5 protein-coding genes are annotated in these 12,258 nt (G+C 56.4%); 2 read left to right on the forward strand and 3 right to left on the reverse strand.

The window, feature by feature from the left end:
- Positions 1–65 precede the first annotated feature (65 nt).
- The gene (locus Q31a_RS14865) at positions 66–1,100 is read right to left on the reverse strand and encodes an ROK family protein (protein WP_145079271.1); all 1,035 of its coding nucleotides are present in this window, start codon (positions 1,098–1,100) and stop codon (positions 66–68) included.
- Between the two features lie 403 nt (positions 1,101–1,503).
- On the opposite strand from Q31a_RS14865, the gene Q31a_RS14870 reads away from it, so the two are divergent.
- Positions 1,504–5,379 (forward strand): HEAT repeat domain-containing protein, encoded by a 3,876-nt coding sequence (locus tag Q31a_RS14870; protein ID WP_145079274.1) that lies wholly within the window; start codon positions 1,504–1,506, stop codon positions 5,377–5,379.
- 482 nt (positions 5,380–5,861) lie between these two features.
- Here the strand turns inward: Q31a_RS14870 and Q31a_RS14875 are convergent, their stop codons facing one another.
- Together Q31a_RS14875 and Q31a_RS14880 are read right to left on the reverse strand one after the other, a co-directional pair.
- A complete protein-coding gene (locus tag Q31a_RS14875; RefSeq protein ID WP_145079277.1) occupies positions 5,862–7,952 on the reverse strand; it encodes a vWA domain-containing protein in 2,091 nt (696 codons plus the stop codon).
- Between the two features lie 1,224 nt (positions 7,953–9,176).
- Complete coding sequence (locus Q31a_RS14880) at positions 9,177–10,211, reverse strand: WD40 repeat domain-containing protein (RefSeq protein WP_197356832.1); 1,035 nt, start codon at positions 10,209–10,211, stop codon at positions 9,177–9,179.
- Positions 10,212–10,439: 228 nt separating this feature from the next.
- On the opposite strand from Q31a_RS14880, the gene ettA reads away from it, so the two are divergent.
- Complete coding sequence (gene ettA / locus Q31a_RS14885; protein WP_145079283.1) at positions 10,440–12,113, forward strand: energy-dependent translational throttle protein EttA; 1,674 nt, start codon at positions 10,440–10,442, stop codon at positions 12,111–12,113.
- Positions 12,114–12,258: the final 145 nt, after the last annotated feature.

Genomic DNA, 12,258 nt, shown 5'->3' on the forward strand with positions numbered 1-12,258 from the left:
GCAGCAGGCGGATCTACGACTCGCGTCATATCCAGCCACGCCCAACGCTGCCGATTGGGTGTCGATCAGGTTGCAAGATAGTCCTGTCTAGCAATTCCTGCAGCACCAATGTACCCAGCGTCGCCACCCAAGCTTGCGAAGGCGATGCGGGTTCCGTGGAACACGTTCTCAAACGTCCGACTCTTAAATTCGTCACTGATGCCTTGGAGGAATCGGCCTCCCACCGCACATTCATGCCCGCCAAAGTTCATCGCCCCCCCCAATACAACCAAGCCAGGGTCTACGGTGTGTACGGCACAAGTGATGCCGATTCCCAGGTATCTCGCCGTATCGTCGATCAGGCTCAGCGCGAAGGGATCACCGGCAACTGCGGCTAGGTAGACATCCTTGGCGGACAGGGGATCTCCTTGCATGCCAATTTCCGACAAAGAAGTTTGAACTCCCTCGGCTACCGCCTCACGTGCCCTTAGGGCAACGGCACTGGCGCTGGCGTAGGCCTCGAGCTGTCCTCGTCCGCCCCCCCAACTGCACAGTCGCGCATCGGGACGGCTATCGACGACGACATGTCCCAGCTCGCTGCCGAAACTGTTGGAGCCGTTAATTAGATTTCCGCTGGAGATGATACCACCGCCAACTCCGGTTCCAAGCGTGAGAAGAACTAGGCTTTCGGCGTCGACGCCAGATCCAACCCAGAACTCACCAAACGCAGCCGCATTGGCGTCATTGATAAAGCTGAAGTCCGTACCCACCGCTTCGGCCACTGCCTGCTGGATGGGAAATTGGTGCCATTCGGGAAGATTCGTGGGGTTGAGCAACATGCCCCTTTTAAGACAAATCGGCCCGGGAGCTCCCAGACAGCCCCTGGCGATCGAATCGAAGGGCAATGCAATGTTGGCCGCCAGCGATCGACACGTTTCGGCGATACGGAGGCAGGCGACATGAGGCTTTGTGCTGGGATCCGTGTGGATGCTCTGGAAGGCAAGGGTGCGTCCCCGCTCATCGACCAACCCAACTTTGATGTTGGTGCCTCCTATATCGACGCCCCAGAAAAAGGGGGCTTCCGCCTCGGTAAGTGAGATTATGGGCTGACTAAAAGACATTCTGCGATCCGCAGGTGGGAAAGTTGCATGGTCCAGCAGGCATGTGATCTCAAAAGAACGGTCGGACCAGCCCGCGGGAGCCGCTCGCTCGCTGCTCGCAAGCCAGTGCATTGCAACCCACGCATCCCGTCGGACAGAGTTCTGACCTGAGCGTGGGGCGCGGTAGGAGGGCTAATCTGGGTAACGTCTAAGCGGAGATCGGGCTGCTCGACTTTTCTGAGAGGTAATTCCTTGGGAAGTGGTCCAGTATACGTGGTGTCAGCGAATTCCCATAGGCAGGATTTGGGAGTGGGGTTGCTAGGGTTGTCTTGACGTAACCCCTTACTTTCCGCTAAGAAACGCACGGACCTTAAGAGTCTCGCGAGGGCGAGACAGCAAGAACAACATCCAAGGAACCGTGGTCGTGTCTACAAAGCTCTTCCTCAACCGTTTGCCCAAATGCCCCTTTGGTGAACGCTCAGCTCTACTAGCTCGTTGGTTTTTGGTGGCAATTTCTCTAGGTGGTGCACTGTTCACTCCCTCGTATGCCGAGGCGCAGGAAGCCGAGTGGATTTGGACGCCCGAACACCCGCGAGGTCTGGCCAAGCAGGGGGATTGTTTTTTCCGCAAGACAATTCAGCTGGGACGTGTTGAAGAGGCAACCATCACGATCACCGCAGACGATGCCTACACGCTCTACATTAACGGCCGAGAAGTAGGAGCGGGAAGATCCATTCAGCAGATGGAACAGTATGACGTCACTACGTTGCTCGGTCGCGGGAGGAACGTCATCGCGGTCAAAGTCACGAACCTGTCCGACGGGCCCGCCGCCCTTGCCGCTCGTGTGTTCATTAAACCCGAGGGGCAACCGTGGCTTAGTTTTTCGACCAATCAAAGTTGGCGGACGTCGATCGAAAATTTGCGAGGCTGGCAATTGGTGGCGCACTCCGAAGCCAACTGGAAGCCGGCTGCGACGTACGGTCTGTTAGGTGTGACCGCACCGTGGGATCGGCGCGAAGATGTTGCTCCAGAACGGGTCTCCGAAAATCAACGCTTCCGAGTGAGTCGTGAATTTGCGGTCGACCAGATTTTAAGCGATGACGTGACCGGCTCTCTGGTTAACATGGCTTTCAACGAATTTGGCCATATCGTAGCGGCCCAAGAGGGTGGTCCGCTGCTGTTGATTTACGACAGTGACCACGACGGCACTTTTGACAAAACACGAGAGTATTGCACTCTCGTCAGCAATATCCAGGGCATTCTGCCCCTCAATGGCGACGTTTTCGTTACCGGAGAGGGCCCGGATGGTTCCGGAATTTATCGGCTGATTGACCAAGACCGTAACGGCGCCTTGGAGGAGGCCAAGAAAGTCATTGGTTTCAAAGGGGAGCCTGGAGAACACGGCGCCCATGGATTGGCGTTGGGCCCCGATGGACGCATCTACTGCGTGCTGGGCAACCAGGTGCAATTTGATGGCGTGTTCTCGGCGAAGAGTCCTCTCAAGCAATACTATGAAGGAGATCTCGTCGGTCCACGTTACGAAGATCCGGGTGGGCATGCACGCGGTACCAAAGCGCCCGGCGGAACGATCATTCGCATGGACGTCGAAGGCAGCTCGGTGGAGTTGGTCGCAGGTGGCTTAAGAAACGCCTTCGACCTCGTTTTTCACCCCTCCGGAAAACTGTTTGTGCATGACAGCGATATGGAGTCGGATGAAGGTGCGGTGTGGTATCGCCCCACCAGCCTTTTCGAAGTCGTAGAAGGTGCCGAATTTGGTTGGCGTAGCGGCTGGGCCAAATGGCCAAGCTACTATTTCGACCGCCTGCCCACCGAACTGGAGACGGGACGCGGTTCTCCTACCGGTGCCTGCGTCTACGATCACTTGATGTTCCCGTTGCGCTACCATGGATCGCTGTTCTTAGCCGATTGGACGCAAGGCCAGATCATGGCGGTTAAATTCGACGCCAATGGAAAGGCTCAGTCGGAGGTCTTTGTACAAGGGCAGCCCTTGAACGTTACCGACCTGGCTGTCGGTCCGGATGGCTGGCTCTACTTCTGCACAGGCGGTCGCGGCACCCGCGGCGGAATCTATCAGATTCGCTGGTTGGGTACCGTGCCAGACTCGGTCAAAGATTTGGGCGATGGAATTGCCAAGGGGATCAAGCAGCCTCAGCTGGACTCGGCTTGGGCTCGGCAAGAAATCGCAACCCTCAAGCGCACACTCGGTGCCAGTTGGGGAGACACCGTGGCAGGCGTGGCGTTTAGTAATGAGAATTCGGCCAAGTACCGCTTGCGAGCCTTGGATTTGATGCAGCTCTTCGGACCGACGCCAACCCCGGAACTGCTCAAGGAACTCAGTTCCGCACCCAACGAAGCGGTTCGCGCTAAGACCGCGAGGCTGATGGGCATGCACGGAAGTGCGACGCAGGTCGTTACCCTACTTGAAAATATGTTGACCGATTCCGATCCACTCGTCCAGCATGCTGCTGGCGAGGCGTTACTCCGCGCCGATGCGGAAGTCGACTACGAGTTGCTGATACCGTTGCTCGAGAGTAGCGACCGGAAGCTGGCTTGGAGCGGTCGCAAGCTGCTCGAACGCGTACCGCCCGAGCAATGGACTACCAAGTTGCTGATTCACCCCAGCCAGCGGGTGCGTCTGCAAGCTGGTTTGGCGCTGATGACCGCCGCGCCGGAAAAGGCGCGCGCACTAGAAGTCGTAGCAGCCATTGAGAAGATGCTGACGGAGTTTGTGAGTGATCGAAACTTCATGGACCTTCTCCGTCTCGCCCAGGTGACTCTCCATCGATCGGGTTTGAAGGCCGAGGAAGTTCCCAGCCTGGCGGACGCCATCGCCGCAGAATATCCCGTGGGTGAACCGATTATCAATCGCGAGCTGATGCGGTTGCTCACTTACGTCAATGCGGAAGCGGTGCTTCCCAGCGCCATTAGCTATCTGCAATCCGATGCAGATTTGGCAGAACGGATGCACGTGGCAATGCACCTCCCATTCTTTGAACATGAGTGGACGGCTGCCGAACGGTATGCCCTGATCAAATTCTTCGAGGAAACTCAGCCAGCAGAGGCAGGTAGCAGTGTGCCGTTGTATGTCATGAATGTAACGCGCGACCTCTGCAAAGACCTGCCGCTTGAAGAAGCCAGAATCTTCGTGTCTGAAGGGGCCAAGTGGCCGAATGCGGCTCTGGTGTCTCTCTATGTCTACCCTGACAAGCTAACGCCCGCCGATCTGCAAACACTCCGTCGGCTTGATCAAGAGATTGACCGACCTGGTTTTGAAGGCGAACAATTCAAGCGACTACGAACCGGTATCGTGGCGATGCTCTCTCAAAACTCGGACCCCGAGTCCACCGCTTATCTGCGAGAAATCTGGATTCGAAGTCCAGAGCGACGGCAAGCAGTCGCGCTCGGGCTGTCGATGCAACCCAACGATGAAAACTGGGATTATCTAGTGCGTAGTCTTCCGGTGCTCGAATCGTTTGCGGTTCCTGAAGTCATGGATGCGCTGCGTAAGGTCCCCACGGCGACGAACGATCCACAGGCATTGCGGGAAGTCATCCTGCATGGGCTTCGCATGGAGCAAGAGGGGCAATCGCCCGCGTCCGCACTCAAGCTGCTGACCTATTGGACGGGACAATCCCCAACCCCTTCCAGTTCAGCGGAGGACGCAGGTGGCGAACAACGCACCCTGCAGGGCTGGCAGGAATGGTTTGCCCAGAAATTTCCAGAACATCCGGAAGCCAAGCTGCCGGAACTTGAAAAGAGCTCGCCGTGGAATACGGAAACCTTGGATGAGTATTTTGCCTCGAGCGACGGTCGCAAGGGGGATCGGGAGAATGGACAAGCTATCTTTGCCAAGGCTCAATGTGCGAGTTGCCACCGCATGCAGACAACCGGGGCCGCTGTTGGACCTGATTTAACGAGCGTGGCCAGTCGCTTTACGCGAAAGGAAGTGATCGAGTCGATTCTCTTCCCGTCGCACGTCATCAGCGATCAGTACCGATCAAAACGGGTACTCACCAGCGATGGTAAAGTAATTAGCGGAATGTTGACGGAGAATGCAAACGGTTCCGTTATGGTTCGCGATTCACAATTGGTTGAGCACATTATCGCTGAACAGGATATTGATGAAATTCAACCCAGCAAATCCTCCTTGATGCCAGGTGGATTGCTGGATGAACTCTCTGCACCGGAGATCCGGGATCTCATGCTCTACATGGGCTACGGGACCGCCCAGACGCCACAGTTCGCAGAATCCCCCGAGTCGGGGAACTTGTCGCGGTAGAGATGCGGCCGACACGGCTTGTACTCTGCGAGTGCTCCGTGAAGTCCTCTCGCGCCACACGCTTCGTTTGGCAACGTTTGGACTTTGCGGGTCCCGCGCAAGTGCGACAGCGACGCTATCAGCGGAAAGCTGGTGGCTACATGGGGGTAACGCGTGCACCACGGCTAGGTCACGTCACCTGCCTTGACGGTCAAGTAAGGTAACACCGACTGCTTGGCCGCCGCCAAGCTCGCGTAACTCTCGCGGCGACGCTCCCTGCAGAGAAACACCGCAGTTCGGGCTCATCGCTCGTGCCGAAGTACTCAGAGCCATAGAGTTACTCTGCGTGATGCTAGGTCGACCTCTGCGCTAGAAGTGGCTCTAGAAGTGAAGGTGTGCTCTAGGCGGGGAGCTGCAATGGACTTTTGCTTCGTCCACTACCTGCACACCCCCATGGGTAGCCTGGAGAGGAGCGGAGCTGCCAACGATCCCGCGATAGCGTTCTATAGCTTGGGGAGTGGCCGCTTCGGCGGTGGCTTGGCCAGCATTCGTGCTTCGTCATCTTGGGGAGGTCTCGGATTCGGATTGTTGCCTCCACCACCGGCACGAGGCGGTGGATTGGGATCGGTAAACTCCTCCTCCCATTTCCAACCTACCGGGTTCTTCAGCTCACGGCTCGCAAGTAACCCCCAGGGGGTGCCTTGGTGCTGCTCAGCAACTTCGCTCAAAAGCTTCGTTGCTTGCTCGCCTTCCTTTTCAAAGCGACTGCCAACGCTGATTTCCGCAGCTGGCTTGAGGACCCAAGTGTTGCTCTCATCCTTCTCGAAATTCATACCGCGTTTGGCCTTGGCTAACATTGCGTTGTACGCTTCCGTTCGCACCTTGTGGGCCAGTACCGTCCCCAACGCGAGCTTGTATCCGGCGAGCCATCTCGGTGAAATCTCTCGGTCGAGGTGTTCTTCGCCACTTAGGAGAAGCTGTGCCAGGCTTGCTAACTGCGGCTCCAGACGAGCCGCCTGTTGTTGTGCGGTCGTCAGAGAATTGACCAGGCCAGCGTCGCTCGCTTTGACGAAGCGTGTGCGAGGATTGGTAAGTGTATCGATGCGTGGAAGCTGGGCCGCTCGCACAATGACCTGCCTCAGGGGGCTCTCGGTAACGCGTTTCATGTACTCCGCTTCCGACACATAGTCAGGACGGTATTTGCCCATGACTTCAGGATCGAAAAAGTACGAGACATCGGAAGCAAATTCGTCTAGTTCGCCGCGGCGCACCCGTTGTCCGACCCGACGATTGGGATGAACCGTGAAATAGATCCCGCCCGTTTCGTAAGCTAACCGGCTTAGCGCAAAGGGCCCGAAGCCGGAGTCGATCACCGGTTCATAATAGGAATCATCGCGATAGCCGAGCTTGACACGCTCTGGCAATATCGATTCTGGGCCCTGATCGACCTCTGCCCATTGAGGAGTTTGGTCGTATTGCGGATCGGGGTCGACATATTTGACGAAAGTGGTGTCGCGACCAAAGGGGGCAGGCACTCCGACGACGTAGACGGGGATCGCATATTTGCGGCATGCCTTGATCGTCGCTTCTAGGCCCGCTGCGTCATCTCCGCGCTCGTCGGTAACAGCGATGAAGAGCACGTTGCGTTGGGGGCCCGCTTCGGTACGCTGGCTGCGATAGCGTTTGAATTTATCACACCCTTTGTAGATCGCTGAAAAAACGCGTTCGACGCCCGAGACATCGGTCTCAATGGAGTCGATGGCCTGCCGAATTTCATCGAGATCGGCCGTGGGCTGTGCGGTTAAGAGATTTACTTGTTGGCCAAAGGTAAATACGCTGGTCAGCAGTGGCTCATCTTCAATCGGCAGTCGTTTACCGTCTTCCGTTTTAGAGCGACCGACGATTCCAAGCTCTTCGTAGATGCGATCAAAGCGGTCGCGAATCTCTTGACGGCGTTTCAGCAGACTGCCCGATTGATCAAAAAACCAAACCACGAGCGTTGGCCGCTCCTCCATGGCTTGCAAGATCTCATAGGTGATGCGGTCCACGGCACCGTCGGTACCGGTCGTGCCTACACCGGTCATGCCTTTGACCACAACATCGCTCCGTGTTAGCCCCACCGCTCGGTTCAACTGGCTATTGAGCTCGAACGTTGTATTGAATTCGAGCGATTCATACCCGGGAGCAGGAATGGCCGACATTTCTGCCAGGACTGGTGCGGAACTCAGTGCCATCGAAGCATCGGCGTTGCTATTGGCGCCAACCTCAGTGGAAGGAGTCTCGGAGATTGCTACGTTTTCAATGATCGCGAACTCTTCGTCCGCGACTGGAATTTCCGATGTCAACAATAGTTCCGGCTTAGTGCTCACAACCACCAGGGGAACGACTGCCAAACCCAATAAAAGCACAACATGAAACAGGAGGCTAACGAAGAAAGCCTGTGCATTGGGATCGAAGATCTGCTGAAAGCGACCTGAATCAGGGCTGAGCGACGCTGCCGACGCGTAGTCCTGGCGACCGACAGGTGCTACGGAAAGCGTAGCAGCCTCGGATTCGCGGCCTACTCGGAGATTGTCCGTCGGTCGTTTTAGCACTACAGATACCTTCACAAACCCAGCTGGGAGGCGAAGCGATGCCTCCAGTGAACTGCCTAGTGTCGCCGCAAATATGCCAGGGCGCTGCCAAGCAACCGCTGGCAGTGCGCTATTCTAAGCATAACCAAACGCATCTGCACAAAACAGCAGCTCGGTTCTTGGAAGTCGAGCGCACCAAACCTCCATTTGCGAGCACGCTACTATTAGAGCGATTGTAACGGATAAATGTACACTTCGGGCCGGACAGAAAGTCGGGCGGCACGCGTTCGCCCCCCCTCTGGTGAAGTTCAGTCCATCTGCATGCTCAGCCTATCCTGACGTTCAGTATTAAGGGAAGGGACCAGGTTGGACTGCGCACCGGTTTCGCCGGCTCTTTCGGAGACCCGCCTCGCCCACCACGCGGAAGTGAAATCGAGAGCAAGTATCCAGTCTATTTCTAGCTCGAATTTCCGGATTGCATCGCTCCTTGGTTGGGGCCCCAATTTGCCCTGTTCTTCTGCGGGGACCGCGTGTTAGCCGCTTGCCTGTTGCTCAGCCTAGTTACTCGATGCGAATCAACCATCGGTGGCCCCTAGCCAACTTCGCTTGTTCAATTCGCAATCCGCTCCGCAACGGGCTGTTGAGGTCAGAGCAAGTAGACTTTTAGCGCGGCGGTAGCATCCCTAATTGCCCTGTTGGGGTAATCACCTTTCCTTGCTCCAGCAACGGGTAGCTGTTTCAACATTTCGGCATGCAAAGACAGAGTGTTCGCGGCCATAGGGCGATTCGCGACGCCATAACCCACTTAAATAAAAAAACCTCTTGAATCAACAAGCCCCGACTTGAAGGGGCTGTTGATTTAGTAGCAATTTGAATTTTAACGCGGAGGTTGCGTCCCATACTGCCCTGTAGCGGCAACTATCTTTCCTTGCTCACGCAGCGGGTTACTATTTCGACAGCCCGTGAAGGGGTGGAGAAACCAGCAACGGTGGCTAACGCGCAAGCTGCGGTGGAAAAATCTTCGACCGAACCAACGCCAGGCGGAACCCTAAGTCCATTGAGGGTTGCAGGTTTCGAACTACTTCTACGAAAGTGGGCTTCGGTGGGGAGGGCTCGCTGGCGAGCGTAGTGGGCCCTTGGTTTGAACAACCGAGGTTCCCACTACTGCTAGCGGCTTTCGTGGGCTACAGAGAGTACCTCTCGCTGTCAACGCGCGTTGACATTCACAAGGCTGCCCAATCGCCCTTAGGGAGCTGGTGGGTGTTCTTGGGCGGCCGATTCCGCAGCCAGCTTGCCGGCTTCGATCCAGGGAGCGACTGGCACTAGTTGCATGCCGTGTTTCCGAGTTCCTACGGCCAAGGTCTGTCCATCTGCGGACAGCGCCATGGACCAGATGCCGCTCTCTAGCCGGCTCTCCCGTGAGACGCTGTGCATGGTGTGGTGATCAACGACGGTTAATACGCCATCCAGGCCACCGGCAACTACCAAGTTCGACTCAGGCAAGGCAACTAAACTGGATCCCCAATCACTGGTGCTAGCGATCGAGAGCAGTTGCTTGCCTTGGGCCAAGTCCCATAATCCGAGTGTCCGTCCGGCTCCACAGGTCACGAGCCGTGTATCCTCTTGCACGAATGCAACGCTCCACAGGGCATCATGGCCAGCCTGCATGTCCTTGAGGACATCGAGCTTGGGCCAGCTCAGAACTTTCACGGATCCGTCACCGAGTGCCACGGCGATTTGCTCGCCCGATTGGCTGACCGCAATATCAAAGATCGCGGCGCCGCCGACCTCAACACTTCTCGACTGAGACTTATCGGCTATGGACAGAACCAGAAGTTTGCCGTCCTCGGTGCCAGCCAATACTTCGCCGTCCGTTGGGGAGGCAGCCAAAGCACGAATCCAACGCGACTCCGATGTAAAGCGTTGGGGCTCACCGTCACCAAATAGATAGACACCACCTTTGTAATCACTGGCCAGATATTGGCTGTCGGAAATTGGCAAGAGGCTCCACAGTGACGTTTCCGCTTCCCCGACGACTTCGAGCTCTGCCGGGGCGGCAGCGGTAGCCTTGACCACTTGAGCGGGACGCAGCAACAGGCCTTGGGATTGCGTTGCGGCTAATTGCCCCTCGGCCGACCAGGCGACTGAGGTGATCCACGGTCCGTCAGCAGCGTTTTCTCCCTTTTCTTCGGCCGAAACCCGAGGCAAATTCGTCAGATTCAGGGAGGTCAGAGCCAACGCAAGTGCGAGGAAGGTGCGGTACATCGATGTAGTGTCCATTGAGGCGAGTTATAAGGGGAGGGGAGACCCTTCGCATTGTAGGTTATTTGCATGCCAGATTCAAAGCCTAGAAGGCTTTCGCCCCCTCTTCTGCGCCTAGTCCAGGGCACTTGTTGCGAGCGGAGTGGAAAATGGTTCGCAGCTACGGGTTGTGGGGCGGCCAACTCAGGGTAAATTCGTAGCGAATGAGCTCACTCAGTTAACGAAGCAACTCTTAGGATCAACGCAATGGGTCGCCAATACATCTTCCAAATGGAGTCATTGACCAAGAAGCACGGGCCTCGGGAGGTGCTCAAGGAGGTCTGGCTGTCATTTTACCCAGGCGCCAAAATTGGAGTGCTGGGAGCCAACGGAGCTGGGAAAAGTACGCTGCTGAAGATTATGGCGGGCGTGGATAAAGAGTTCGATGGCGAAGCCAAGTTGACGCAAGGTTTTACCGCTGGCTACCTGCCCCAAGAACCGCAGCTCAATCCCGACAAAGACGTGCAGGGAAACGTTGAGGAAGCGGTGGCCATACGCCGCCGAGTGCTCGACCGCTACAACGAGATTTGCATGGAATTGGGGGAAGTCACCGACGAGGCTAAGCTCCAAAAACTCAATGACGAAATGGAGCGTCTCCAGAACGAGATCGATACCAACAATCTGTGGGAGCTCGATCGCCAGGTGGAAGTGGCGATGACCGTCATGAACCTGCCCCCCAGCGATGCCGCTGTCACCACGCTGTCGGGCGGTGAACGCCGACGCGTGGCGCTTTGCAAACTGCTCATCGAACAACCAGACCTGCTGCTGCTCGATGAACCGACCAACCACTTGGATGCAGAATCCATCCACTGGTTGGAGCAGCATCTGCACCAGTATCCAGGCACCGTGGTAGCCGTAACTCACGATCGTTACTTCCTGGACAACGTTGCACAGTGGATTCTTGAATTGGACCGTGGCGAAGGTCACCCCTTCGAAGGAAACTACTCGTCCTGGCTAGTCCAAAAGCAAGAGCGTCTGGGGCGCGAACAGCGTTCTCAGGCTAGCCGTCAAAAGACGTTGGCCAAAGAACTCGAGTGGATTCGTTCGTCGCCTAAGGCGCGGCAGGCTAAGAGTAAGGCACGTATTTCGTCGTACGAGAAATTGGTTGCTGAGGAGTTTGAGGATAAGCCAGAGGAGCTCGAAATCCAAATTCCGCCTGGGAAACACCTTGGGGAATTGGTGGTTGATGCTGCAGGTGTCTCCAAGGCCTTTGGCGATCGCGTGCTGATCGAGGACTTGAACTTCAAGCTCCCAGCGGGTGGAATCGTGGGCGTGATTGGGCCCAACGGCGCAGGTAAGACAACGCTCTTCCGTATGATGACCGGAGAAGAAAAGCCCGATTCGGGTGTTCTACGCGTCGGTCCGACGGTTGAGTTCGGCTATGTCGACCAGAATCGCGATGCGCTCAACCCCGACGAGACGGTCTATCAAGTCATCAGTGGTGGACACGATGTGTTGGAAATGGGAGGCCGAAAGATGAATTCACGCGGCTATGTTTCCAAGTTCAATTTCCGTGGCCCCGATCAAGAAAAGAAGGTCGGTGTGCTGTCTGGTGGGGAACGCAATCGAGTTCACTTGGCCAAGCTCTTGCGGCGTGGTTCGAACGTCTTGCTCTTGGATGAGCCAACCAATGATCTCGATGTCGATACCTTGCGGGCCTTGGAAGAGGCGATCCTGAACTACGCGGGCTGTGTGGTTGTCATCTCCCACGATCGCTGGTTCTTGGATCGTATCGCCACCCACATCCTAGCCTTTGAGGGGGATGGCCACGTTCACTGGTGCGAAGGCAACTTCGATACCTACGAACAACAACGCAAGGAACGCCTGGGCATCGGGCAAGATGAAGTGCGGAAGTTCCGCTACAAGAAACTGCCCACTTAGAAGGAATGACGCAGCAAAACCGTCGGTGAGCGGGCTGTTGAAATAGTAACCCGCCGCGTGACGGGCTGTTGATTTAATAGCGTCTTGAGCTTTAACGTGCAGGTAGCACCCCCAATCGCCCTGCAGTGGCGACCACCTATCCTTG

The sequence above is a fragment of the Aureliella helgolandensis genome (genome assembly GCF_007752135.1).
GTDB classification, from domain to species: Bacteria; Planctomycetota; Planctomycetia; order Pirellulales; family Pirellulaceae; genus Aureliella; species Aureliella helgolandensis.

What these genes read in the sequence shown, in the direction of transcription:
- Q31a_RS14865 (WP_145079271.1), bottom strand. Translation starts at nt 1,100, where the DNA reads ATGTCTTTTAGTCAGCCCATAATCTCACTTACCGAGGCGGAAGCCCCC.
- Q31a_RS14880 (WP_197356832.1), bottom strand. Translation starts at nt 10,211, where the DNA reads ATGGACACTACATCGATGTACCGCACCTTCCTCGCACTTGCGTTGGCT.
- ettA (WP_145079283.1), top strand. Translation starts at nt 10,440, where the DNA reads ATGGGTCGCCAATACATCTTCCAAATGGAGTCATTGACCAAGAAGCAC.